The 26679-nt window shown below is 50.0% G+C and carries 21 protein-coding genes and 1 riboswitch; of the genes, 11 read left to right on the plus strand and 10 right to left on the minus strand.

Features of this window, described 5'->3' with window-relative positions; translation table 11 throughout:
• The first annotated feature begins 60 nt into the window (after nt 1-60).
• From cmoA to CAG65_RS08000, 5 genes are all read left to right on the plus strand, one after another.
• On the plus strand, nt 61-789 hold the full coding sequence (gene cmoA, locus CAG65_RS07980; RefSeq protein ID WP_021704066.1) for a carboxy-S-adenosyl-L-methionine synthase CmoA: 729 nt from the start codon (nt 61-63) through the stop codon (nt 787-789).
• A gap of 95 nt (nt 790-884) precedes the next feature.
• On the plus strand, nt 885-1856 hold the full coding sequence (cmoB, locus tag CAG65_RS07985) for a tRNA 5-methoxyuridine(34)/uridine 5-oxyacetic acid(34) synthase CmoB (RefSeq protein WP_161453278.1): 972 nt from the start codon (nt 885-887) through the stop codon (nt 1854-1856).
• A gap of 332 nt (nt 1857-2188) precedes the next feature.
• On the plus strand, nt 2189-2932 hold the full coding sequence (locus CAG65_RS07990; protein ID WP_021704064.1) for an ATP-dependent zinc protease family protein: 744 nt from the start codon (nt 2189-2191) through the stop codon (nt 2930-2932).
• Nucleotides 2933-2940: 8 nt separating this feature from the next.
• Nucleotides 2941-4446: an inactive transglutaminase family protein gene (locus CAG65_RS07995; protein WP_021704063.1), complete on the plus strand. Its 1506-nt coding sequence runs from the start codon at nt 2941-2943 to the stop codon at nt 4444-4446.
• 3 nt (nt 4447-4449) lie between these two features.
• Complete coding sequence (locus CAG65_RS08000) at nt 4450-5430, plus strand: alpha-L-glutamate ligase-like protein (protein ID WP_161453279.1); 981 nt, start codon at nt 4450-4452, stop codon at nt 5428-5430.
• Between the two features lie 59 nt (nt 5431-5489).
• Here CAG65_RS08000 and CAG65_RS08005 read toward each other — a convergent pair whose 3' ends face one another.
• The 5 genes from CAG65_RS08005 to cmoM form a co-directional block, all read right to left on the minus strand.
• Complete coding sequence (locus CAG65_RS08005) at nt 5490-6497, minus strand: tetratricopeptide repeat protein (RefSeq protein WP_161453280.1); 1008 nt, start codon at nt 6495-6497, stop codon at nt 5490-5492.
• Between the two features lie 249 nt (nt 6498-6746).
• On the minus strand, nt 6747-11204 hold the full coding sequence (mukB, locus tag CAG65_RS08010) for a chromosome partition protein MukB (RefSeq protein ID WP_161453281.1): 4458 nt from the start codon (nt 11202-11204) through the stop codon (nt 6747-6749).
• Nucleotides 11201-11923 (minus strand): chromosome partition protein MukE, encoded by a 723-nt coding sequence (gene mukE / locus CAG65_RS08015; RefSeq protein WP_161453282.1) that lies wholly within the window; start codon nt 11921-11923, stop codon nt 11201-11203. Before mukE ends, mukB begins: the two co-directional genes overlap by 4 nt.
• Complete coding sequence (gene mukF, locus CAG65_RS08020) at nt 11904-13241, minus strand: chromosome partition protein MukF (protein WP_161453283.1); 1338 nt, start codon at nt 13239-13241, stop codon at nt 11904-11906. The genes mukE and mukF overlap by 20 nt, the downstream gene beginning before the upstream one ends.
• Nucleotides 13238-14029, minus strand: coding sequence for a tRNA uridine 5-oxyacetic acid(34) methyltransferase CmoM (gene cmoM / locus CAG65_RS08025; protein ID WP_161453284.1), 792 nt, complete (start codon nt 14027-14029; stop codon nt 13238-13240). Before cmoM ends, mukF begins: the two co-directional genes overlap by 4 nt.
• 114 nt (nt 14030-14143) lie before the next feature.
• Here cmoM and elyC point away from each other — a divergent pair, with 114 nt between their 5' ends.
• A complete protein-coding gene (gene elyC, locus CAG65_RS08030) occupies nt 14144-14965 on the plus strand; it encodes an envelope biogenesis factor ElyC (RefSeq protein WP_161453285.1) in 822 nt (273 codons plus the stop codon).
• Between the two features lie 60 nt (nt 14966-15025).
• Here the strand turns inward: elyC and torR are convergent, their stop codons facing one another.
• Complete coding sequence (gene torR / locus CAG65_RS08035; protein ID WP_021704055.1) at nt 15026-15733, minus strand: two-component system response regulator TorR; 708 nt, start codon at nt 15731-15733, stop codon at nt 15026-15028.
• Between the two features lie 237 nt (nt 15734-15970).
• On the opposite strand from torR, the gene torD reads away from it, so the two are divergent.
• The 5 genes from torD to CAG65_RS08060 all read left to right on the plus strand — a co-directional run bounded on the left by torD (nt 15971) and on the right by CAG65_RS08060 (nt 19961).
• Nucleotides 15971-16618: a molecular chaperone TorD gene (torD, locus tag CAG65_RS08040; protein WP_161453286.1), complete on the plus strand. Its 648-nt coding sequence runs from the start codon at nt 15971-15973 to the stop codon at nt 16616-16618.
• A gap of 232 nt (nt 16619-16850) precedes the next feature.
• Nucleotides 16851-17855 carry an HTH-type transcriptional repressor PurR gene (purR, locus tag CAG65_RS08045; protein WP_021704053.1) on the plus strand — a complete coding sequence of 335 codons (1005 nt, stop codon included), beginning with the start codon at nt 16851-16853 and terminating at the stop codon, nt 17853-17855.
• 156 nt (nt 17856-18011) lie between these two features.
• Nucleotides 18012-18096: riboswitch (cyclic di-GMP riboswitch) on the plus strand.
• 113 nt (nt 18097-18209) lie between these two features.
• On the plus strand, nt 18210-18800 hold the full coding sequence (locus CAG65_RS08050; protein ID WP_021704052.1) for a TfoX/Sxy family DNA transformation protein: 591 nt from the start codon (nt 18210-18212) through the stop codon (nt 18798-18800).
• A gap of 151 nt (nt 18801-18951) precedes the next feature.
• Complete coding sequence (locus CAG65_RS08055) at nt 18952-19644, plus strand: TVP38/TMEM64 family protein (RefSeq protein WP_161453287.1); 693 nt, start codon at nt 18952-18954, stop codon at nt 19642-19644.
• Nucleotides 19641-19961, plus strand: a complete 321-nt coding sequence (locus CAG65_RS08060) for a putative signal transducing protein (protein WP_161453288.1) — start codon at nt 19641-19643, stop codon at nt 19959-19961. Before CAG65_RS08055 ends, CAG65_RS08060 begins: the two co-directional genes overlap by 4 nt.
• Before the next feature lie 3 nt (nt 19962-19964).
• Here the strand turns inward: CAG65_RS08060 and CAG65_RS08065 are convergent, their stop codons facing one another.
• The 4 genes from CAG65_RS08065 to topA all read right to left on the minus strand — a co-directional run.
• Nucleotides 19965-20762, minus strand: coding sequence for an alpha/beta fold hydrolase (locus CAG65_RS08065; protein WP_040902243.1), 798 nt, complete (start codon nt 20760-20762; stop codon nt 19965-19967).
• 182 nt (nt 20763-20944) lie between these two features.
• Nucleotides 20945-22402 (minus strand): glycogen synthase GlgA, encoded by a 1458-nt coding sequence (gene glgA, locus CAG65_RS08070; protein WP_161453289.1) that lies wholly within the window; start codon nt 22400-22402, stop codon nt 20945-20947.
• Nucleotides 22392-23609, minus strand: a complete 1218-nt coding sequence (glgC, locus tag CAG65_RS08075; protein WP_021704047.1) for a glucose-1-phosphate adenylyltransferase — start codon at nt 23607-23609, stop codon at nt 22392-22394. Before glgC ends, glgA begins: the two co-directional genes overlap by 11 nt.
• Before the next feature lie 449 nt (nt 23610-24058).
• Nucleotides 24059-26679, minus strand: a 2621-nt coding sequence (topA, locus tag CAG65_RS08080) for a type I DNA topoisomerase (RefSeq protein ID WP_161453290.1), incomplete at its 5' end; no start/stop codon positions are given.

A 26679-nucleotide genomic window follows, 5' to 3' on the forward strand; every position in this document is an offset into this window, starting at 1 on the left:
AAATACGCGCCTTTTTCCGAGCCAGCACTGTGCTGGTCTGTTGGTAGTGCGAGATAAACTATGAGCAATAAAGACATCATCTTTTCCGCTCCGATTGATAAAATCGGCGACTTTACCTTCGACGAACGCGTCGCTGAAGTCTTTCCCGATATGATCCAGCGTTCAGTACCCGGATACAGCAACATCATCTCGGCCATCGGTATGCTGGCGGAGCGCTTCGTAAAGCCGCATTCCACCATCTACGACCTGGGCTGCTCGCTCGGTGCCGCGACTCTGTCGATGCGTCGCCACATCAATCAGGAAGGTTGCCGCATCATTGCTGTCGATAATTCTTCAGCGATGGTCGAACGTTGTAAGCTGCACGTCAACGCTTACCGCAGCGACACTCCTGTCGAAGTGCTCGAAGCCGATATCCGCGATGTCGAGATCGACGATGCGTCAGTCGTGGTGCTCAACTTCACCTTGCAATTTCTTAAACCTGAAGACCGATACGCTCTGCTGGAAAAAATCTACGCTGGCCTGCGTCCGGGCGGTATTTTGATCCTGTCGGAAAAATTTGTGTTTGAAGATGAAGTCTCACACGAACTCCTGATTGACCTTCACCATGACTTCAAACGCGCCAATGGCTACAGCGAACTGGAAATCAGCCAGAAACGCAGTGCGATCGAAAATGTTATGCGTCCTGATTCGATCACCGCTCACAAGGAACGTTTTAGCAAAATTGGCTTCGCCAGTTACGATGTGTGGTTCCAGTGCTTCAACTTCGGCTCGATGTTTGCCATTAAATAGATGGCCTTCAGGTGATGGTGTTTCGACTCCCCGAGGAACACGCGTCCAAACCGTATGTAAACCGGGGAATGGCTTTTTAAACCAGGAACTTTTCCATGTTTAGTTTTGGTAACTTCTACCAGTTGATCGCTCAGGATACTCGCCTGCAGCATTGGCTGAATACCCTTCCACAACAGCTGACGGACTGGCAGAACGCTCAGCACGGCGATTTCGAGCGCTGGCTGCGTGCGCTGAAAAAAATCCCGCAAGGCATGCCGGATCACATAGATATAAAAAATGCCGTCAGCGTGCGTAATGAAAACGCGTTGCCCGAAGGCGAATTCAAAAAACTGGAAAACCTGCTGAAAACCTTTCACCCGTGGCGTAAAGGTCCGTATGATCTTCATGGCATTCATATTGATACCGAATGGCGAAGCGATTGGAAGTGGGATCGCTTGCTCCCTCACATCACACCACTGAAAAACCGCACTGTGCTGGACGTTGGCTGTGGTAATGGTTATCACATGTGGCGTATGCTGGGCGAAGAGGCACGTTTGTGTGTCGGCATCGACCCGTCTCACTTGTTCCTGATCCAATTTGAAGCCATTCGCAAGCTGATGGGCGACGATCAACGCATCCACCTGCTGCCGCTCGGTATTGAGCAACTGCCAGAGCTGGAAGCGTTCGACACCGTATTCAGCATGGGAGTGCTCTATCATCGCCGTTCACCGCTTGATCACCTGTTGCAGTTGAAAAACCAACTGGTATCAGGCGGCGAGTTGATCCTCGAAACACTGGTGATTGAAGGCGACGAAAATGCCGTGCTGGTGCCTGTTGACCGTTACGCCCAAATGCGCAATGTCTATTTTTTCCCTTCTGCAAAAGCACTGAAAGTGTGGCTGGAGCAGAGCGGATTTATCAACGTACGCATCGTGGATGAAAACGTCACATCCCTTGGTGAGCAACGCACCACCTCCTGGATGACACACAACTCGCTGCCGGATTACATCGATCCGACGGACCCGACAAAAACCGTTGAAGGTTACCCGGCACCACGCCGCGCAATTTTAATTGCCAATAAACCATAATTGACACAGTTTTAACGTGTATAATGCACGCGGAAGATACCCTAATGCCGAGCGATAAAGGGACAGTTTTCGCCTTTATCGCTGGAAGCAGGTAACCCCCGAGGTGCAGGGCTCTGTGTACGACCACTTTCTAATGTCAAGCCATCCGGTTTTCCGTTGCCAGACGCGGCAGAAAACGAGAAGTCTATCACTAAACTCGCCCCTCACTGTTACCTGAGCAGATAACTATAACCACAGCGTGATAAAGGTGAAGTTTCTGGCCTTGTCGTCGTTTGTGGAGATAAGCTAAACTCGCAAAATACAAACACTTAACGCTATTTTTAAGGTTTTCAATGTTTACTCGACTGGCACCCGTTATTGCAGTTAGTTTGCTTTCAGGATGCGCACTGACCAATTCCGAACAATACCACCAGGAAACGCTGACGGCGATCAACACGTCTGAAGCGGAACTGACTAACAAAATTACCAACCTGGAACTCCAAATGAGTAATCAATCCGATTACATTGATAGTTTGGAAGGTGACATAAAAGCGCTCAGCAAGCAGATTGCTTCGTTTAAGAAAGTAACCCTGGAAAAGCTGAATGAAAAGCCAGAGCCAGTAGAGCCAGCCCCTGTGCCGCTCCCTACCCCGATGCCAGATAACATCATTCTGGGTGAAATCGAAAAAGTGACCATTGACTCTATCAAGCAGACGTTTGATGCCCGTGTTGATACCGGGGCAGCGACTTCCTCACTCAACGCTGTGGATATTGAGCAATTCGAGCGCAATGGTAAAAATTGGGTGCGTTTCCACCTCTCCGATGGTGAAAAAACGCTTGATGCCGACAATTGGATCGAAGCGCCTATTATTCGTTTTGTCAAAATCCGCCAATCGACCTCTGAAGATGTCGAACGCCGCGCCGTGATTGAATTGTGGGTCAGAGTCGGAAAAATTCATGAAAAAGCGCAATTTACTTTGGCAGACCGTTCGCAAATGAGCCATCCTGTTCTACTGGGCAGGGAGTTCATTCGTGACATCGCCGTGGTTGATGTCAGCCGAAAATATATTCATACGGAAGACAAACAAAAACAATAAGGTAGTTTATGACGTCCAAAGTACCATTTTACCTGTCAGTTCTGTTACTGATAGTTGCTGGGATCGCTCTTAGCATTTTCAGACACAATAGTTATGGCGTCCCTTGGACGCCGGGCGAAACACGCCAAGTATGGGATTTAGAAGCCCGGATTGAATTTACCGCCCAGAATAAACCCGTCAAAGCCTCTCTGGCAGCCCCACATACTCAAGACGGTTTCACTCTTGTCAATGAATCAGCCTCCTCGCCAGGCTATGGTGTCTCTTACATCAACTCGGATTCCGGTCGCCGCGTAGAATGGTCGGTCCGCAATGCCCGAGGCGCACAGACTATTTACTACAAAGCTCAGTTTTTGGTGGACTCTCAAGCCAAAGTCGATCCGATTCCACCGAGCGGCGAAGTACTCAAACCGACATTTGATGGCCCCAGTGAGGCAGCAGCAGTTGCTCTGATCCAACAAGCCAATGAGCGTTCCGCTGATGACGTCACCTTTACCCGTGAACTGATCAAAGCCCTCAATGATGGCGACAGTCAGAATGCCGCCTTGATCCTGAACAGCATGAGCAAAGTCCAGGCGATTGATAAGTTGCTGGCATACGCAGGTATCCAGAGTAAAGTCGTCGGTGTGATTCAGTTGGAAGATGGTCGTCGCCGTCAAAGCATACAACAGATGAACCAGGTATGGAGTGGCAAAAAATGGATCTTGTTCAACCCGGACAATATCAGTCAGGAAATTCAGCCAAACCTGTTGGTGTGGGATGAGTCCAACGTTTCTCTGCTTGACCTGATTGGTGGTCAGAATAGTCAGGTGACGTTCTCAATGATCGCTCAGGACGTGACACCACAACAGGCAACCAGCGATAAAATTGAAGCGGACGGCCTGCTGAACTTCTCAATTCACAGTTTGCCACTGGAAGAACAGGCGATGTTTAAAACCATCATGCTGATTCCAATCGGCGCGTTAATTGTTGTGTTCCTGCGTGTAATTGTCGGATTGAAAACATCCGGTACGTTCATGCCGGTACTGATTGCAGTCGCTTTCGTACAAACTCAGTTGTTGACCGGTATTGTCGGCTTCCTATTGATTGTCGGGACCGGCCTTATCATCCGCAGTTACCTCTCCAAACTTAACTTGCTGTTGGTGGCGAGGATATCGGCGGTGATTATTACCGTGATCATGATTATCTCGCTGTTTACCGTGATCGCTTTCAAAATCGGTTTGACAGAAGGCCTGACGATTACCTTCTTCCCGATGATCATCTTGTCGTGGACCATTGAACGGATGTCCATCCTGTGGGAAGAAGAAGGTCCGAAAGAAGTGGCTATGCAAGGCGGTGGCTCACTGCTGACCGCTGTTTTGATCTATCTGGCAATGACCAACAGCTACATCCAACACCTGACCTTTAACTTCATCGGTCTGCAACTGATCGTTCTAGCAGGCATTTTGTTGCTGGGTACCTATACGGGTTACCGCCTGACCGAACTGCGTCGCTTCAAACCACTTGTGGAGGACTAAACGATGTTTTTTTCTCGTTATACCTCCCCGAGCAAGTTAAAGCGCAAAGGGATCATGGGCATGAACCAACGTAACCACAGTTACATTGGTCGCTACAACGATCGCTCCAAATACCCTTTGGTAGACGACAAGCTGAAAACCAAAATCATTGCTCAGGCAGCGGGCGCGACTGTACCGAAACTGATTGGTGTGATCGCGAACCAAGCCGAAGTGAGAACCATCCACGAGATGGTGAAAGATTGGCCAGGGTTTGTCATCAAACCGGCTCAAGGCAGTGGTGGTAAAGGCATTCTCGTCGTGATCTCGCACAAAGATGGGGTGTACACCAAACCATCTGGGGCGACCATAAACAAAGAGGACGTCGAGCGCCACATCAGTAACGCACTGGCAGGACTGTTTTCTTTGGGCGGCAAGAATGACGTTGCCGTGGTCGAGAACCTGATTAAGTTTGATGACTGCTTTGATGGCTTCAGCTACGAAGGTGTGCCCGATGTGCGCATCATCGTTTTCAAAGGCTACCCGGTGATGGCGATGATGCGCTGCTCGACTTCGGCATCTGACGGCAAAGCCAACCTGCACCAGGGTGCGGTCGGCGTCGGTATCTGTATTGCAACCGGACGTGCAGTACGAGCCGTCCAGTTTGATCAACCAGTGACTCACCATCCGGACACAGGAAAAGAGCTGTCAACGCTCAAAGTCCCCCACTGGGAGCGTCTGCTGACACTCGCATCCAGTGCCTGGGAAATGACAGGGCTTGGCTACATGGGCACCGATATGGTTCTGGACAAAGAAGAAGGTCCAATGGTTCTGGAGCTCAATGCTCGACCTGGACTGGCAATCCAGATCGCCAACGGCTGTGGTCTGCTCCCTCGACTGCATCATATTGAAAGTATCGGCCGACCTGCAGAATACCCTAAGCCTGCTGAACGCGTGGCGTACGCTGCGCGACAGTTTGGGGTGTTTGCCAAAGAAATTACCGACTGATCCTGACCAAATACAACAATGCCCGCTCACAGCGGGCATTTTTATGGCTAATGTCCGGGCTAGATTTCCTCTTCCAGCGACGCTTGCAGTTCACCGGCTTTTTCAATGTCTGCACGCGACATATGACGTTTGACTTCTTTGACCGCCTCGGCCGATTTTGCATAACCGTTGTCAGCCGCGATACTCAGCCAGGCAAGCGCTTTAACGAAATCGCTGTATACGCCATGGCCATTACGGTACGAATACCCCACCATATACTGACTGTATTCATCACCCCACATCGCCGCTTCGCTAAAGTAGCTGAACGACTTTTTATAATCGGTCGTTTTAAACCCACACGGGCGCTTATATTCCGGGTAGTAGTACAGATTGCCCAGCGTCGCGTAAGATAACACATGTTCATCCGCATCAATGGCCTGGTTAAACAGTTTCATCGCGGTAGGACAGCTTTTCTCAACCCCTTCCCCATTCAGGTAAGCGATACCCAGGTTATACATCGCGCTGGCATCGCCCAGATCGGCCGCCTGTTTGAACCAATGGGCTGCCTGAACAAAATCTTTCTCTACGCCTTTGCCATCGTTATAAGAAAACGCCAGTTCGTACATGGCGTCCGAATAGCCGAGCTTCGCCGCTGCCAGATAATACTCATTGGCTTTCTTTAGGTCGACTTGAGTACCCTCACCATCAAAGTACATGACACCCAAACTGTAAAGCACATAAGCATCCTGGCCTTTTTCCGCCTGGTGATACCATTTTAATGCCTCGGCATAATCCTCTTGCTGGTAATAGTAGTAGTCCGCCAGTTCGGATTCGGCTTCATGACTTCCCTTCTGAGCGGCCTTTTTCAGGTAAACCAAGCCCTGATCGACATTTTCCTGCAACATGGACTCGTAGAGCAGGACTGACGCAGCCTCCATTAACTGAACGGGGTCATCCGATTTTTCCGCAGCTTGAAGCACCTGTAACTCATCAGGATTATACGACTCCAGACTGATGTCGTAGGCCAGTGCTGAGGTTGAAAAACCCAAAGCAAGTGAAGTGCATAGAAGTGTACGGCTCAATAACATCGTTAGTGTTCTCAAGGTTGTTATTATTAGAGGGTAAGTATTGTAGCCGCTTTCTTTTATGCAACAGAGTCATTAATTAACATTTTGAAAGTGATGTGATCCATAACAGTTTCTTATCCCGGGTAGCATGAAACCTTGCATGGTTGAGTTCGCTTCATGGAATGCATAGCGTTCATTAAGCGCATAGGTAGTCAGGCCAAGAAAAAACGCCCGTAAAAGCGGGCGTTGTATTCAGACGTTTAGTAAGAGTTAGAGCTCTTTGACCAATTCCTGGGCTTCGCTCTTCGGTTTGTCCACCTGACCAAACCCGCGCAATCCAACCACATGAACATGCTCATGGTCTTTAAAGACTTTACGCACCAGTTTATAGGTGGTGCCTTTTTCCGGGCTGATGTTTTCTGGGGCCGCGATCAACAGCTGCATATCCAGACGATCACACAGTTCAAACAGCGTTGAGATCGATTTGGCATCCAAACGCGCCGCCTCATCCAGGAAGAGCAATCGACACGGCATGATGTCTTTGCTTCGCAGACGGCGAGACTCCTCTTCCCAACTTTGGACCACCATCAGCAGGATTGACTGACCCGTACCAATCGCTTCACCGGTCGACAATGCGCCCGACTCCGCCTGCAACCAACCATCCGAACCCCGGTTTACTTCGACGCTCAGTTCAAGGTAGTTCCGGTAATCCAGCAGCTCTTCACCCAATACTTGTGGCGAACGTTGCCCCATATCGATATGCGGGTTCACTCGTTGGAAAAGCTTCGCCATCGCTTCAGAGAACGTAAAGCGGGTGCTTTCAAACAGATCTTTGTGCTGCTCCTGTTGAGCCGCCAGACTTTCCAGCAGCACTTCGTGGCTCTCACGGATTTTCACGTTGAGACGCACCCCTTTTACCTGGCCAAAGGCAATGTTCGACAAGCCTTGGTTGAGCATACGGATACGGTTCTGCTCACGCTGAATCGTCTTCTTGATGATACTTGCGACCGACTCAGAGCTGATCGCAAGACGATTCTCACGCTGTGTCAGTTCTTCTGTCAGGCGTGCCAGTTCCACTTCCATCTCTTCAATCGCTTCCACCGGATCATCAGTACGAATGATATCCTGACGGATTCGCTCACGCAGATGTTGGTAAACAGCGATGTAGAACAACACTTTACGCTCTGGACGTGCATTGTCCTCAGACAGGCGCAGCGCATCGCGCAAGTCCTCATTATCTGCAACCGCAAGACGCAGCGCACCCAGCGATTTGTCCGACATCGAACGCAGTTCATCGGCACTCATGTACGCCAGTTCACGCTTGTGCAGACGACGTTCAACATCGTTTTCACGCGCCAGGCGCAGCACCGAGCACCAGCCGGCTTTGGCTGCAACGACAAAGGTTCGCAGCTCAACATAATCTTTCTGGACTTTTTTCAGACGTTTGGCCAACGTCTTCATTTCCAGTTCCGTTGAGGTAATCGTCCGTTCGTATTCACTCTTGCGACCACGCGAAGCATGCAAACGCTCGTGCAACTCGTCACGGCGGCGCAGTGCTCGCTCTTCCGCGCCTTCATCGGCATTCACGCCGTACTCTTGCAGTTCCTGTTTGAACTCCTGCACGGTTTCCAACTTGGCTTGATGCGAGCTTTTCAGAGACGCCAATACCTGATTGTACTGGTTCATTAGACCCTGAGCTTGCTTGAGCTCTTCACGGGATCGAGTTCGGGCACGCTCTGCTTCCACCAGTTTGGCTTTCAGCTGTTCACTGAGTTCACTGCTCTGGTTAAGCAGGTCAACGGAATCTGAGTAAGCAAAGTAGTGGCGACGCTCGACCAGATCAGACAATGCGAAAATCTGCTTCTTCAGCGACTGCAGTGCTTCATCGGCGCGCTGGTACTCAGCTTCGAGAGCATCAAATTGCTCGGGGTCTGCGTCCAGCGCCGTCACCACGGTTTCCAGCTCCGCAATGGCTTTACCATGCTGATTGATGAACACTTTCGCGTCACTTAACTGAGCAATCTTTGCTTCGATTTCTTCATAGCGGGCTTGCAGTGTGTCGTCTTCGATCAACACCATATTCGGCGCAATCTTGTCCAGCGCAGCCAGCGCCTGTTTGCGGCTCGTCAGCTGACTGCGCAACTGTTGTTCTTTGGTATCCAGATCCGCTAACTGGCGCGCAGCCTGATTGCGCTTATCACGCAAAGCTTGTAGCGCCTGTTCCGGATCCGCTTCAAAGGCAACCTGCAGGTGCTTTGCCACAAAGCTGTTGAATGCCTGATACAGACGTTGCAGTTTCTGGGAATCGAACGCCGCTTTAGCGTGTTGTTCAACCACCTCTTCGCGCTCATTACGCAACAGCTCAAGACGCTGTTCACGCGCCGCCCGACCAAACAATGGAATTTCAGGCAAACGGGAATAACGTAACTGACGCGCGTTCATACGCACGCACACCGCACCTTCGAGTTCTTCCGCATCAAACGAGCTGTCATCGAACGCATCCACATCACCTTCAATGATGTAAAGATCGTCCGGACAGTCGTCCAGCTCGACCAGTTTTTCTTCAATGTCACTGAGATCCGATACCACAATCGCATGACGGGCAGGACCATACATGGCACTAAAGTACGGTGCATCGTCAATCGTGATGTCGTCGTAGATTTCAGACAGCAGCACGCCGCCCAAGGTATCAGCTAACCCTTTCAGACGTGGATCGTTTGAGCCACCCGGTGACGCTAAACGCTCGATTTCGTTTTCCAGCGTCGCACGACGATCCGCCAGCTTGTCTTTCGCAATGGATTGCTGCTTTTCCTGCTCCAGTGCCTGTTGCATCTGCGTCATGACAGCCTGGCTGTCATACAATTCAGCGCCACTTTGCTCCTGCAACGTTTTCAGTGCATCGTTCGCACTGATCCAAGCCGGTGCGATGGATTCAAGACGCTTAATTTCAGCCGAATGATCCTGCTCTTTCCGACGCAGTTCGCTGCGCTGCTCACGCACTTCTTCTTGAGCCAGATCCAGTGACTCCAACTGCAATGCGTGGCGTTCGCGCTCTTGCTCCAGCGTCAGTTCGTCGTCCAGCGAGACATGAAACTGCTTCTGATATTCGCTTGTCAGTTCGCGGACTTGACGCTGTTGATTGATGCTGCGCTCTAAATCACGATGCTGCGCGCGCCACTGCTGCTCATTCTGGATCGTTTGTTCAGCGTCTCGGGCTTTGCGAATCACTTCCCGGGCTTTATCAGCTGCATCACTGCGTTCGACCTGGCCGACTATTCCGGTAATCAGCTTCAATGCAGTATCAAACTGTTGAGCGGCGGCTGACGACATATCCAGCTTGTGCTTAACCGACAACAAGGTATTGGTGTTCGCGCTTTCCTGAGCCTTCAACTGTGCCACTAACGCTTGTGCACCTTCTGCCGTCAAAGTGTTATCACCCAGCAATTGACGGGCTTTATCCAGTGCCTGAATCGCTTGTTGATATTGCAGGGCACGGGTTTGCTGAACATCGAGCGCTTGTTGGTAATCGGCCAGTTGCGTCTTGAGGCTGTCGACCTCTTCTTCTGTAACGGTAGCCTGCTCTTCGGCCATAATCACACGCTCTTGCGCTTCCTCAACCACCATCATTTGCTCTTCCAGACGCTCATTAAGCTCTTCCAGATCTTCCAGATAGCGTTCGATCTTTTCCTGCTGGCGCAATGCATTCTGTACCAGTTGGAGGTGATCTGAAGCGGCGCGGTAATCCATTTCCAGTGCCGACTCCTGCTCAACCAACATCTCCAGCTCTTCCTGAACACGGTTAAGCAGTTCGTTTTGTTGTACCAAGGTTTCACGCGAGCCGAACAGTTCACTGCGCAGCGACAGCGTTTGTTCCAGCTTATTACGGCGATCGTTGGCATGGCGCATGTAATCTGCGGCCACATAGTTGGTCGATTCCGTGATCAAATGCTTAAACAGATCACGATCCGCCTGAGTGGTTTTGATCGCTTCCAGTGTCATGCGGTTTTCACGCAGCGCCGATTCCATGTCCTGGAATGCTTTCTTCACCCCGCCATTTTGAGGCAGTAAGTAGTCACGCAATGAGCGGGTAATCGCACTTGAGATACCACCATACAGAGACGCTTCAATCAGACGATAAAACTTAGAGCGGTCGCTGGAGTTACGCAGCTTCTTAGGTATTACCCCAAACTCAAACATCTGAGCATGGTAATCGACGATGGACGCAAAGGTTTTAAACTGAACGCCTTCGTATTCACCCAGCGCGTCTTTGACTTCATTAATCTGGCGTACACGCGCATGGCTGCTAGAGACCGTTTCCACCAGCACATCAGTCGGTTTGAGATGGCTCGGTAAGCCTTGAATAACAAACGGCTTGATATCGACTTTCTTGTCACGGCCGGCGACCTGTTGCAGCTTAACAACAAACGTCAAGCGCTGATGACGAGAGTTCAGTACATCCAGTGCGGCGTAACATGCACCGGGTTTGAGCTTACCGTACAAACCTTTGTCACGAGACGACTGACTGCTACCCGCCTCCGTGGTGTTACGAAAATGCAGCAGCGTTTGATCCGGAATCAATGCCGTAATGAAGGCGGCCATGGTGGTTGATTTACCCGCACCGTTACCACCGGACAAAGTGGTTACCAAACCATCGATATCAAATGTACGAGCAAAAAAGCCGTTCCAGTTGACCATGGTCAGCGATTGATATTTACCTCGTTCAATCATGCTTCACCTTCTAACTCTTGCTCGTTGTTGTCTTCTTCATTGTCGTCGTCATTTAGCAGGCTGCCCTGGCTTGGCTCTTGTGTATGCACCACTGCCTCACCATCACGAATGAGTCGCAGTTGTGCTTCGCGCATATCGTCGCCAACACGCACATCAGCGCCAAAGCGGAACACCGACTCACTGATACTGAATTTACCGGTTTCACCGATGTTAATGATCATGCCCAAACGGCGCAGACGGCGCAGCGACGTACGCACTTTTTCAAACAGCTTCTCTTTATCCAGATCAGAGCCAGTCGCCCGATTGGTGACCAGCTTCATCAGTTTCTTCTCATCCGCCAGGGCCAGTAGCTCTTCGTACAGCTCTTGATTGGTGAAAATCCCTTCGTGGGCCAGACGCTCCGGGCTAAGGTAGAGGAAACACAGTACCTTACCCACCAGCATATCCAGCTCCGAAAGCACACTACGGCCAATCAATGAGGTCGAACGTGGACGTAGATAGAAAAAGCCTTCAGGTGCTTTTATCAGCTCAGTGTTGTAACGCTGGTAGAACGACGCCAGCTCAACTTCGAAATCACACAGCAACGCGTGGTTATCCAGATCTTCGCTGGAAATATGGCGCCCGGCGCGCAGCATACTATCCAATTGAGGAAACAACGGGTTGGAAATCGCTTTTACCAGATTGTCTGGCATGTATTCATTAGTATCGGTCGATGACATTTGCTTGTACCTTTGCACCGTAATCGTTGATCGCTTGCCAGTCAGGCTGAACAGCCTGATAGTCGGACTCTGAATAACCGAGTCTCACGGCCTGGTCGACAACAATACGGGCTAAATCAAAATGATGAGTGTGTGGGTGTGCTGACAGGTAGTCGCGCAGAACACTGCCGAGATCAATCGGCGAACCGCTGTCTTTGTGTACCTGTAACATGGCGCCGATGCGCTCAGATAACTCATCATTGACTTGCTGAAACTCTTCAAACTCCATATCGAGAGGAACCTGGCCGGTTACCTCATCATCACGAAGCACCAGAGCTTCATCACGTAAATCAGTAAGACGCTCGGCATCTGCATAAGTGAGATACCAAGGCATGTCGAAATAGTCCTTGACCGACTGGCGCAAACGGGTACTGAACGCCCGGTTTTTGTCCATGTCGATCGCAGTACGGATAAACTTATGCACGTGGCGGTCATAGCCAATCCACAGATCAATCGCCTGCTGACCCCAACTGGTGATTCGATCCAGTTTCATTTGCAGGCCAAACAGCGTTTCCTCGACAAACTCCAGCTCTGGGTCACCGTACACCTTTTCCTGAATATCGAGGATCTGAGTCTGGAGCTCGTCTCCGGCGGCTTGCAGGGTATCCTGAAGCTCTTTCAACGTCGAAGAGGTTTCAGACAGCAGCGCTTCACAGTTGTTAATAGCATCGCGCCAGTCTTTGTTCAGCAGCTCTGCAATTTGTTCTTTGACTGAGCGCTGCTGTTCATCCATAACGCGTTGGTTGAGATCAATTTGATCAAAAATCTCACCGACGGAGTAGCGCAATACGCCGTAGACATTTTTCTTCCAATGACCTGGGGTTCCACCTTTCAGCGCCGCCTCTTTGGCTTTCGCCATTTCATCCGCCACCATCGACAGTTGAATCGACAACTTGAGCTTAGAAAACTCGCGGTGACGCACGTAATAATCGGTGATACCAATCGCCAGCGGCGACAGGCGGTAAATACTTGCGCCATCATTGACTTCACTGGTGAACCGGCTCAACAAGCGCTGGTTCACCATTTCATTGATCGCGTTGTTGGCGCGGAATGCGGATGCTTCCCCCGTCTCCGCAAACATGCGGGTAACGATGGTAAACGCATCATGCAGTTCTCCTTCACCTAGCTCTTCATCAAACCTTTCGTTGCTTAATACAGCGACAGCAATCAAAAACGCCAGTCGCTCTGTTGTCAGGTTCAATGAGAAATCTTGCTGCTTTACCCAGCCGACCAATTCATCAATTGGTTGCTCCGCAGCATTGAGAGTCATCTCACTCATTGTTGTTCCTGTTCTTGTTTCTTTTTGGCCCATACGTGAATGTATCGACCTAATGAGAGGTACGGCTCTTGTCTACATAGTTGTTTTTCCAGAGCCAGTACATCGTCAAATTCGTAGTCGCCCATATTCTTCATGTTGCCAATGTAATCACTGAAGGAGCGAATTCCGGATTTGCCGCAAATGTCAAACCCAGCGTCTTCCATCCACTGGTAGACTTCTTCCGGTTTGAGCCCTTGCTGCGGCTGTAACTTAAATCGTTTGCGATGTGGCATGCCTTTCAGCACATGGGGAATATTGCCACAAATTGCATTCTTAAATACCAGACCGTGATGGTTATAGAACATCACCGATGCCATTCCTCCCGGCCTGACCTGCGCCAGCACTTTGTCCAACGCACTTTTCGGATCGGCCAGCCACTCCATGACCGCATGGAACATCACCACGTCCACAGGCTCATCCAGATGTTCGTCAATCGACTGGACCGGAGAATGAATCAGGCGATACTGCTCAAGCAGCCCGTTATTTGCAATATCCTGCTCAGCTAGCTGTAGCATTTCGCAAGATAGATCACACAACGTAATCCTGTGGCCTAATTTAGCCAGCTTCTGTGACATTTGAGCCAGCCCGCCCCCGGCATCAAGAACGTGAAGTGAGGGCTGAGAAAATTGCGACAACAGATTAAGAAGATCTTCCCAAACAATAATTTGGCGAATCTCTCCCTTATCGGAGCCGTAAATATTTTTTGCAAATTTGTGGGCAATATCGTCGAAATTACGGTCTTGAGTCACTGCGGTTAGGTTATGATAACGAATCGTGCTGCTATTCTGTCATAGGAATGGCAGGATTAAAGAGGCTTTATGCCCTTTTTTCAATCAAGTGATGTTTTTTCGGACTATTTAAGTATGTTTGAGCTGAAAAAAGTTGTCGCATCTCTTCTGATGCCGCTTCCAGCGATGTTAATCATCGGCTTTATCGGTCTGATGCTGATAATGTTTACCACCAAAAGAAAGTCTGGCTGCTTTGTGGTGCTTTTCTCCTTAATGGGCATTTTTCTGATCGCCTTCCAGCCAGTATCCACTCGTCTGTTGATGCCTTTGGAGCGTCAGTATTCTGCTTTTCTGCCTGTGGATGAATCCATTGACTACGTGATGGTTCTGGGCAACTCACATGTGGTGGATGACCGTATTCCGCCCACCTCAGAACTGAGCCGTGCCAGTCTGATGCGCCTTACAGAAGGCATTCGGATTGTGCGTATGTATCCGGGCGCAAAGTTGATTCTGTCCGGTTATGCGGGTGGCTCGGAGATGAGCAATGCGCGCATGATGGCGAAAGTCGCGTTGGCGCTTGGAGTATCTAAATCAGATATTATTCTGCTTGAAACCGCCAAAGACACCTGGGAAGAAGCGCGTCAGGCGGCGGCGTTTGTACAACAACGTAAATTAGTGTTGGTGACTTCCGCCAGCCATATGCAACGTGCAATGAATGAGTTTAACTCCGCGGGTCTGTCACCAATTGCTGCGCCGACCAATTATCTGGCGCAATCCAACATTGCTCAGGCTTGGGATAAGTACACCCCAAAAGCCGTGTATCTTGAACAAACTGAGCGCTACTGGCATGAAACGTTAGGCAGGATTTGGCAGTCTATGCGCAATTGGGTTTCGGATTACGAGCAGCAAGCGATCGAAGCCGAACAAAGCCAGTTGAGCAACAGTGAGGCGCAGTAGAGCAATTTCAGCGATAAAAAACCGAAGCCAACGCTTCGGTTTTTTTGTTTCCGTATACGATCAATCGCCGGCAAACATGTAGCCTTCGCCATGCACCGTTACGAAAATTTGCGGGTTCTTGGGATCGAATTCCATTTTCGCTCTCATCCGGCGGATCAACACGTCAATGGTGCGATCGTTCGGCGCATCAACCCGGTGGCTGATCATGTTCAGGATTCGTTCGCGACTCAGTACCTGATTCGGGTAGGAAGAAAGCGCCACCAATAATTCATATTCCGCCTTCGTCAGCTTCACCGGTTCACCGTTGCGACTTAAGGCGCGGCGCTGCACATCAAACGTCCAGTCGCTAAAACGAATCACGTTGCCATCCTGCTCCTCACAGATTTGTCCGCCACGACGGGCAAGTGAAATACGCCACAAGAGATTTTTGACCCGAACCAGCAGCTCGCGTAACTCAAACGGTTTGGTAACGTAGTCATCCGCGCCCATCTCCAGGCCGACGATTTTGTCGATGCTATCCGTGCGCCCTGTCACCAGGATAATTCCAATATCAGATTGACTGCGCAGTTCACGCGTTAACATCAGGCCATCGCCGCCAGGAAGGTTGATGTCCAGCATCACTAAATCGACCGCGTGAGCCTGAAGCATATCGCGCATCTGATCGCCATTCTCCGCTTCACTGACCTGGTAACCTTCACTCTGAAAATAGCCCGCCAGTTTACTGCGAGTCACCGCATCATCTTCTACTACTAATACGTGATAGCTCATTTACACCACTTTGAATCATTGGAATGGTTTACGATAATTATTCTATTCATAACTAGTCACAATTCTAGTCTCCGCGGTGCGAATTCGAAGAAAGCTGGCTTTTTATTGATTCAAGACAACCTTCACCACTCCATTCATATTTCGTCATAAGCCGCGATAATTTGTCATACATGGCGTTACCGCTATTCATCTTTATCCATTAAACTTAGAAGTATCAGAATTTCCGGAGCTTAATCCATGCAAGAAACCAAAGCGTTCAATGAAAAACGAGCTGAAATTTACTGGTGGTTATCCAGCTTGTTTGCCAAAGAGCTGACCGAGGCCGACATTGAGCAGTATCACTCCCCTCAGATCCGCGCTTTTCTGAGCGGGCTTGGTGAAAATAGCACGCTGAAACCGGCCTCTGACCAACTGGTGGATGCCTTAAATCGCCTGATGGACCGAGCAGACGCGCCACTTGAACTGGCTGCGGATTTTTGCGATCTGTTCCTGAAATCAGACAAAGACGCCGCTTTACCTTACGCCTCCATTTATATCGGTAAATCGGGTCTGCTCAATGACGAGCCAGCCATTGAAATGGAAGCCGTGATGGCACATCACGGTGTGGCGGTCGACAAATCCCTCAACGAGCCAGCCGATCATCTGGCGATAGAACTCGATTTCCTTGGCAACATGATTATCCGCTCTAACGAACTGGAACAGGAAAAGCACCTCGATCAGGCGCTGCTGGATCAGGAAGTTTTTATCCGTCAACATCTGCTCTCCTGGGTTCCTCAGTTCAGTCAACGTTGTCAGCAGTATGATCAGTTTGGGTTTTATGCAGCGGTTGCCGCACTGTTGGAAGCATTTCTCGAGCTTGATTGCCAATATCTGGTTGGTGAATAAGCGCGAAGCCCCTCTCTGACAAGATTAACATTTTGTGACCATCGCCTTATCCAGGCGATGGTTTTTTAATTGCCACTTGCGGCAGAGCAGTCTAAAATCGTGATCGCAAACGATAAAAATATGATGATGAATGCAAACCGCTGTCTTTAAGCGGTTTTTGTGTTTCTGATACTTACTGCCTCAGGCCGGGGGAATCCGGTTGACCTGGCAGGTGACAACAGGACAGAACCTTATGGCTACCATTAAAGATGTCGCACGCTTAGCCGGCGTTTCAACGACGACTGTATCCCATGTGATTAACAAAACCCGCTTTGTTGCTGAAGCCACCCAAGAAAAAGTGATGGAAGCGGTGAAAGAGCTGAACTATGCCCCGAGTGCCGTTGCGCGTAGCCTGAAATGCAATACCACGCGCACCATCGGTATGCTGGTCACTCAATCAACCAACCTGTTTTTCTCGGAAGTGATCGATGGGGTAGAAAGCTACTGTTACCGTCAAGGCTATACGCTGATCCTGTGTAACACCGGCGGTATCTACGAAAAGCAACGGGACTACATCCGCATGCTGGCTGAGAAGCGCGTCGACGGTATCCTGGTAATGTGCTCTGATCTGACCGAAGAGCTGTCGGAAATGCTTGAGCGTCACGCAGACATTCCGAAAGTCATTATGGACTGGGGCCCGGCAAGCTCCCAGGCAGACAAGATCATCGATAACTCAGAAGAAGGCGGCTACCTGGCGACGAAATACCTGATCGATCACGGCCACACCGACATCGCCTGCCTGAGCGGTCACTTTGAAAAAGCAGCCTGTCAGGAACGAATTCTGGGTTTCCGCCGCGCCATGGGAGAAGCCAAGCTACCGGTAAATGAAGACTGGATCCTGGAAGGCAACTTCGAGTGCGACACCGCTGTATTAGCGGCAGACAAAATTGCCGCGATGGACAAACGCCCGACCGCGATTTTCTGCTTTAACGACACCATGGCCCTGGGTCTGATGAGTCGTCTGCAGCAAAAAGGCATCCGGGTTCCGGAAGATATGTCCGTCATTGGTTATGACAACATAGAGTTGGCAGAGTACTTCTCACCACCACTAACGACCGTTCACCAGCCGAAGCGCCGGGTCGGAAAGAACGCATTTGAGATCCTGCTGGAGCGTATAAAAGACAAAGAACACGAGAAACGTGTCTTCGAAATGCACCCTGAAATTGTCGAACGCTGTACAGTCAAAAAACTGAACTAACCTCTCACTTATTGATAAAAATGCGTTTAGTATTAGTGACTTACTATTTACTAAACGCATTTCACACCATCAATTTCCTGAAGCAAGATCACATTTATAACCACACTTTGTGAAGCTCTGGGCAAAATTTATTTATGCTTAAATTGGTTACATTAGCCACGCACAGGGCAAACCATCTGAAAGGGTGGGACGCAAAGCCTCCGGCCTAAACCAGAACCTGGTAGGTAGCGGGGTTGCCGATGGCAAAAAATGCATTCAGCAAGTTTACTGCTATTTGACACACCGATTGCATGTTTTTGCTAACCTCTCGGACCTGATTTGGTGGCGTATTCACATACACCGAGAAATAAAAACATGGATAAACCAGTACTTAAAGATTCAATGCGACTTTTTGAGCAACTAGGACGCGTCAAATCTCGTTCAATGTTTGGTGGTTTTGGTATTTTTGTCGACGACACAATGTTTGCTTTGGTAGTAAACGAAAAGCTTCACATCCGCGCTAACGAGCAGACTACTGCAAAGTTTAAGCAACAAGGATATGAACCTTACGTTTATAAGAAGCGCGGCTTTCCCGTTGTGACAAAGTATTTTGCACTGCCTGATAGCTGGAACGACGATCATGAAGCAACCCTGAATGAAGCGAAATCTGCGCTAGAGTCAGCAAAAAAAGAAAAAGCCTCTCAGGCAACCGCGAAACCTAACCGGTTGAAAGATCTTCCCAACCTTCGACTTGCCACTGAGCGCATGCTGAAAAAGGCAGGTATCTCTTCTGTTGAAGATCTGGAGCGCCACGGCTCTGTGGCCGCCTATAAAGCGATTTGCGATACCCACTCCGCCGATGTCGGTCTGGAGCTACTGTGGGCACTGGAGGGCGCCATTAACGGCACTCACTGGTCGGTGATCCCTCAATCCAGGCGAGACGAACTGATCAATCGCCTAAGCTAACCCCGAAGCCAGCATTATGCTGGCTTTTTTCTTATTGATACTGTTTACCAAAACGGACGATGAAATTTTTTCTGTCGGTTGCCTGTCTTGCTATAGTAACCGGGCAACACCTCATCAGTGATTGGCCAATCGTTTTCAAAGAGGACTCACGATGAATAAGAAATTGCTGATTGGCGTACTGCTGGTTGGACTGATCATTTTCCTTGGTATTAATTTCGGCCAGTATCTGACTCTGGACAATGCCAAGGCCCAACAAACCGCACTCGGAGAGTTCATCAGCGATCACTTCGCTGTGGCGGCGTTGAGTTATTTCGTCGCCTACGTGGCAATTGCCGCGTTTTCAATCCCAGGTGCGGCGGTCGTAACCTTGCTCGGAGCGGCTCTATTCGGCTTCTGGACCAGCTTGGTTTTAGTGTCCTTCGCCAGCACTATCGGTGCTACCCTGGCGTTTCTCAGCTCTCGCTATCTTTTACGTGACTGGGTTCAGAGCAAATTCAGCGACAAAATGACCACCATCAATCAAGGGGTGGAACGCGACGGCGCGTTTTATCTGTTTTCGTTAAGACTGATTCCCGTCTTTCCGTTTTTTCTGATCAACTTACTGATGGGGCTGACCCCTATTTCTGTCCTGCGCTTCTATCTCGTGAGTCAGTTGGGAATGCTGCCCGGAACCGCGGTCTACCTTAACGCGGGAACGCAACTGGCGCAGATAAACAGCCTGTCTGGGATTGTGTCCCCGGCGGTCCTGGCTTCATTTGTGTTGCTAGGTCTGTTTCCTATCGTGGTGAAATGGATTATGGTGAAGCTTCGCCTCTCCCCTAACGTCAACGGAAATGCCGGATGAAAATTTTTGTCGCCAATAACCCAACAGAGGCGCATATCGTTTGCGAGTTGCTTAAAGCCGAGCGGATCCAGTGCGAGGTCCGCGGAGAAGGGTTATTTGGCCTCAAAGGCGAATTGCCATTTGGGGAGGACACCGATCCGTACATCTGGTTATTGAATCCAATGCAAAAGATGTTGGCGCAGAGCATCATCGATGCCTATCATCAACAATCGAATACGGAAGCCGGCACCTTATGGCGCTGCCAGCGATGCGGGGAAGAAAACGAGCCACAATTCGGCGCCTGCTGGCAGTGTGGCGCACCTCGCCCAACAGAGTAACCCTTAGTGGGTGTGGCGTTTAATGAATTCTATCGAATGTTGATTAAAGACATCCGGCTGTTCAACGTTGCACACATGGCCACAATCAGGAATTTCTCGCAGCTCACTGGTTCGGTGCACAGCAACCATCTCTTTCACCGGCTGGATAAACATATAGTCACGAGCGCCCATCAGGTAAAGCGTGGGGATTGGCAGGTCTTTTTCCTTGAAATAACGCATCAACGGGTTGACTTCAGCCGCCAACACAAACCAGCGCTTAAACTCTTTCTGACAAAGGCGTTTGGCCTCACGGATGAACAGATGGCGTGATTCTTTCTGACTGCGCTGAGGCATCACAATGTAGGCAAACAAGCTGTAGAGCCACATATAGGGCAAAATATGCTTGCTCAGATTGCCCAGTTTAACCAGCAGTTGAGAACGCGTGTTCAACCGGGTAATTGCGCCGCCGAGCACCATTGTCCTGACCCGGTGGGCTGCCATCTCGGCCAGATTACGTACAATGATCGTGCCGAGCGACATCCCTACGAAGTGAGCTGACTGGATCTTAAGGTGGTCCAGTACCTTTAACACGTCCAAGGTCACTGACTTAAACGTATAATGATTGGCGATCAGCTCTTTGAGTAACTGGTTGGACTTACCATGCCCGCGCAGATCCACCAGCAACAAGTTAAAATGCGCTTTATAGGCCTTGATCTGCTTGAACCAGATTGAGGAACTGCCGCCGGCGCCATGCACAAACACCACCCATTCCTTACTGGTCGGATGCGAGTATGTTTTATGAAACAGTAAAGCGTCACTCATCAGGCAAAGCATCTCAAACTGGGTTATTCGTCAACAGGAGTTGAAGCCTACCACAAATTTCACCGGTCACTACTGACCTCATATCAAATTATCGGAGAACATGCCTTCATCTGACCATTATTTGGTCGAGTTTTTACTCGTATCTGGCCACCTGTTTATCCAAGTCCCAGTCTGAACCCGGGCTACTGAAGTGCGGCCTGATAAAGACTCAGATACTGCTTCGCAGCCTGAGACCAGCAAAAGTTTTCACGCATTCCGTTAAGCTGAATGCGTTGCATCTCCGCCGGATTCTGAACATACAGCAGCAGAGAGCGCTGCAACATCAGCAACAGAACCTGCGGATCTGGCTCATTGAAAATCAACCCGGTTGCGTTATCCGGATCCGAGTCGTAGTCGGTGACACTGTCTTTAAGTCCACCCACACCGCGTACAATCGGCACTGCACCATACGCCATGCTATAGATTTGATTGAGACCACATGGCTCAAACTCAGAAGGCATGAGAAAAAAGTCCGAGCTGGCTTCCACCAAATGCGCCAGGCGTTCACTGTACGCCTCGACAAAGACAAACTTGTGCCCGTGCTGCGCAGCGATGTCCTTAAGCTGAGAGGCCAATATCGGGTCGCCAGTTCCAACCATCACGAGCTGTAGATCGTGGCGCAAAAACGCTTCGAGGATCGGCAACAAGTAGTGGACGCCTTTTTGATGGGTCAGACGACAAACCATGCCATACATAGCGACTTCACGCAGGGGCAACCCGAGTTCCTGCTGTAGTGCCTGTTTCGCGGCCTGTTTTCCCGCCAGCATACTGCTCGCCTCAGCGTCATAAGGCAGTGGTAGGTGCGGATCCGTCTCAGGATTCCATGACGAATAATCACAACCATTGAGGATCCCCACCAAGTCGCTCGCCCGGCTGAGGAACTCTTTTACCATACCGTGGCTACCCAGCTCCGTTTTCAACTCTTCAGCGTACGTCGGGCTGACAGCATTAATCTTGTCCGCTGACATCACTCCAGCTTTTAGCATGGTAATGTGCGTCGGGCTGACTGCCGCCTCAGGCACATAACGCGAATGCAGTTCCGGCACCGACTCCAGCTCATCGTAGCTGAAGACGCCTTTAAAAACCGCATTGTGTACCGAAAGAACGCTTTTCATACCGCGGAAAAAATCATTGGCGCTATAACGTTTCTTGAGCAGGAATGGCACTAATCCCGTGTGCCAGTCATTGGCATGCACAATGTCTGGTTTAAAAGTCAGTTTGGGAAGCATATCCAGACAAGCAGCACTGAAAAACGCAAAGCGCTCCCCGTTGTCACGGTACGCCTGATTATTTTCTGCATACATTTCAGCGCGCTCAAAATACTGCGGACATTCGATGGCATACACAGGCACCGATGAGACATCGAGTTTACGTACCCGATATGGCGTGTAAGGCCAATGCTCCAACTCAGTATCGAGCAGAACTTCCGACGTCTCCACATCGCCGATTTTACTGTAAGCGGGCATTGCAATGCGCACGTCCTGACCCAACTCACGCAATGCCACAGGCAGCGCTTTAGCCACATCCGCTAAACCGCCGCTCTTGATTAACCCTTCAACTTCTGATGCAACAAACAGGACAGACAACTTCTCAGTAGCCAATTCTTGCTCCTTTTGGAATGACCACAATGCCCTCATCAGAAACATGGAAGCGCTTTTTATCCTGTGACAGGTTCACGCCTATCTCAGTACCCGGTGCAATTTCGACATCTTTGTCGATAATGACCCGGCGCAGCACACATCCATCACCGATTTTGACATCTCCCAGAAGGATACTTTCACTGATATCACAGGCAGATGCAATATTACTGCGAAATCCAAGTACAGATTTTTCAATTCGCGACCCTCGCACATAGCAGCCATTACACACCAAACTGTCAATAATCTGCACCCGGCCATTATCTGAATCAGTAAACGTGGCTGGCGGCAGTGGCGGATAATAGGTATGCAGGGGCCACTTGCGATTGTAGAGAGAAAACGGCGCGTCGTTTTCCAACAGATCCATATGAGCCTGCCAGTAAGCGTCAATGGTACCGACGTCTCGCCAGTAGACTTTGTTCTTCTCTCCCGCAATGGTGTTGGTGCTGAAGTCATACACGTAGACATCACCACGAGGGAACATTTTGGGGATGATGTCTTTACCAAAATCGTGTGATGACGCTTGGTTGGCTGCATCTTCAATTAATTCTGCAAACAGAACCTGAGCCTCAAAAACGTAGTTCCCCATCGACACCAGCGCATGTTCCGGATCACCCGGAATGGCTTTGGGTTGTGCCGGCTTCTCTTCAAAACCCACCATGCGTCCCTGAGCATCCACTTCGATCACCCCAAACTGAGAGGCTTCTGCAACCGGCACGCGCAGCGCCGACACCGTGAGCGCAGCCTGCTTCTGTTTGTGGAATTCAAGCATCTGCTTGATGTCCATTTTATAGATATGATCTGAACCAAAAATACAGACCTGATCCGGCTCCGCCAGCTCCATGAAACGTAGATTCTGATAAATGGCGTCCGCTGTCCCTTCATACCATCGCTTGCCGGTACGCATCTGCGCCGGAATCGGATCGATGAAACGATCAGTAATTCCATTAATGTTCCAGCCTTTTTTGAGGTGGTGAAACAAGGATTGTGACTTGAACTGTGTCAGAACATAAATTCTCATCAGGTCGGCATTAATAAAGTTATTCAGGGCAAAGTCGATTAGACGATAACTGCCACCAAACGGGACCGAGGGCTTGCTGCGCGATTCGGTCAAAGGCCTAAGACGTGAGCCTTCACCACCTGCGAGAATCATTCCTAAAACACCAGCCATTTTCTATCTCCATATCATTTTTATAATTGCAGATAAGCATTTGAAATTTTGGGGGGACTTATCCACATTCCATATCCAACATCTTAGCGTTTCCGGTTAAACCGCTGACCAGAAAATACCTAACAAGGTATCGAACTATATGCATATTGCAATTTAAAACACCTCGTACTTTAGGGTTAGAGCGCGTTACTTGTGTCGAGTCTGAACCCAATCACACATTTTTCTGAGACTAATACAGCAGATTAACAGTGAGCATACTCGGTCATCACACCGAACATCCGTGTAGATATAGTGAAGTTGGCATCAGATTTGAGCAATTCTTTTCCACACTTTAAATGTGATTATTTGTAACGGGTCAGAGTAACCGACGCTTTTGTCACTGATATGACAGTGGAGGAAATAAAAAAACGCAGCAAGATTGCTGCGTTTTTAGAGGAGAGGGGCAAGCTTTATTTCTTCTTGCGCTTGTCGGTAATTTCCCATTTACCATCGATGTACAAACCAGTCCAACCGGAAGGTTTACCTTCGACTTCAGAACGGATGTAGTTTTCTTTTGACTTGCGGCTGAAACGCACCACCGCCGGACGACCGTCTGGATCGTGCGTTGGCGCCGTAGTCAGATACTGGTACTTCTCCGGAATACGGTCGGCAAAACGCGCCAGTTCTTCCACCAGCGGAGCACGTGTCTCACGCGATTTCGGGAAGTTGTGCGCCGCCATAAACAAGCCAGAAGCACCATCGCGCAACACAAAGTACGCATCTGAATTTTCACACGGCAGTTCAGGGAAGTGTACCGGATCTTCTTTAGGTGGCGCGACTTCACCGTTTCTCAGGATCTTACGCGTGTTTTTACATGACTCGCTGGTGCAGTCCATGTACTTACCAAAGCGACCGTTTTTAAGCACCATGTCTGAGCCACACTTATCACACTCAACCACAGGGCCGTCGTAACCTTTCACCTTGTACTCGCCATGCTCGACCAGGTAACCGTCACAGTTCGGGTTGTTACCACAAACGTGCAGTTTACGCTTATCGTCGATCAGATACGCGTCCATCGCAGTTTCACAGATCGGGCAGCGTTTCTTAGCGCGCAGAGCGGCGGTTTCAACATCTTCTTCCAGTACGTTGATGATGCCTTCTTCATCACCTAAGTTAATGGTGGTTTTACAACGCTCTTTTGGCGGCAGAGCGTAACCGGAACAGCCCAGGAAAACACCCGTCGATGCAGTACGAATCCCCATCGGACGCGAACACGTCGGACACTGAATGTCCGTCATGACGATGTGATTCGGCTTCATACCGCCGTGGTCTTCGTCCTGCTCCGCCTTCTCCAGATCACCAGAGAAGTCTTTGAAGAAGTTGTCCAGCACGCCTTTCCAGCTCGCGTCACCTTCTGCGATTTGGTCGAGTTTCTCTTCCATTCGCGCCGTGAAGTCGTAGTTCATCAGATCCTGGAAGCTGTCATCCAGACGATCGGTAACGATTTCACCCATTTTCTCAGCATAAAAACGACGCTGGTCCACTTTGACGTAACCGCGATCCTGAATCGTCGAGATGATCGAGGCATATGTTGACGGACGGCCGATGCCACGTTTTTCCAGCTCTTTGACCAATGCCGCTTCGGTGTAACGCGCAGGTGGCTTGGTAAAGTGCTGCTTCGGGTCGAGTGCAATCAGATCCAGAGTATCGCCAACTTGGACCGCTGGCAGAATCTGGTCTTCATTCTTGCCCAGAGGACGCTGTACTCGAGTCCAACCGTCAAATTTCAGAATACGGCCTTTCGCTTTGAGCGTGTATTCCGCCGCCTTAACGCTGACGGTCGTTGAATCGTATTTTGCCGGCGTCATCTGACATGCGACAAACTGATTCCAGATCAGCGCATACAGTTTGTGCGCGTCCGGATCCATGCCTTCAAGATCGTCCGCTTTGACATCCACACTGGAAGGACGAATCGCTTCGTGCGCTTCTTGTGCGTTACCTTTACTGCCGTATTTCAGCGGTGCGGCTGGCAAATATGCATCGCCAAACTCACTACCGATATAACTCCGTACCGCGTCTACAGCTTCTGAACTCAAGTTAGTTGAGTCAGTACGCATGTAAGTGATGTAACCCGCCTCATAGAGACGCTGAGCCAACATCATGGTCTTTTTCACCCCATAGCCCAGACGTGTGCTTGCCGCCTGTTGCAATGTGGAGGTAATGAACGGTGCCGATGGCTTACTGCTGGTCGGGCGATCTTCACGTTTGCAGACTTCGTAACGAGCGTTTTCCAGCACCGCTATCGCCGACTGCGTTTCCGCTTCATTCACCGGTTTAAAGGCAACATCATCTTTCTGCGCGACCTGAAGGCGGAAATCAGTTTTATCTGTGGTTTTGGTGTCTGCGTGAATGTCCCAGAACTCTTCCGGCACAAACGCTTTGATTTCGCGCTCGCGCTCAACCAACAGTTTCACAGCGACCGACTGAACACGGCCAGCAGACAAACCCCGTGCCACTTTCTTCCATAGCAGTGGTGACACCATAAAGCCCACGACGCGGTCCATAAAACGGCGCGCTTGCTGGGCATTCACACCATCCATATTCAGCTCACCAGGATCCTGGAACGCTTGTTGGATGGCGTTTTTGGTAATCTCATTAAAGACTACACGTTTGTATCGCTCTTCATCGCCACCGATGATCTCACGAAGGTGCCAAGCGATGGCTTCTCCTTCGCGGTCCAAATCGGTTGCGAGATAGACGCTGTCGGCGTCTTTTGCCAGCTTCTGTAGCTCGGCAACCACTTTCTCTTTACCCGGCAGGATTTGATAATTCGCATCCCAGCCATGGAATGGGTCGATACCCATCTTTTTGATCAGTGCTTTGCGATCTTTTTCTTTCTTGATGCGCGCTTTTTCTTCTGCGCTCAGGCCTTTGGTCGATACAGCGGCGGCTTTCTTGCCATTCCCTGTACTCTGGCCCGCAGTCGGAAGATCGCGGACGTGACCAACACTGGACTTAACAATAAAGTCCTTACCAAGGTATTTGTTGATAGTTTTGGCCTTGGCTGGCGACTCCACGATGACGAGTGATT

Origin of the sequence: Vibrio sp. V39_P1S14PM300 (assembly GCF_009904765.1) — a bacterium.
GTDB classification, from domain to species: Bacteria; Pseudomonadota; Gammaproteobacteria; order Enterobacterales; family Vibrionaceae; genus Vibrio; species Vibrio proteolyticus.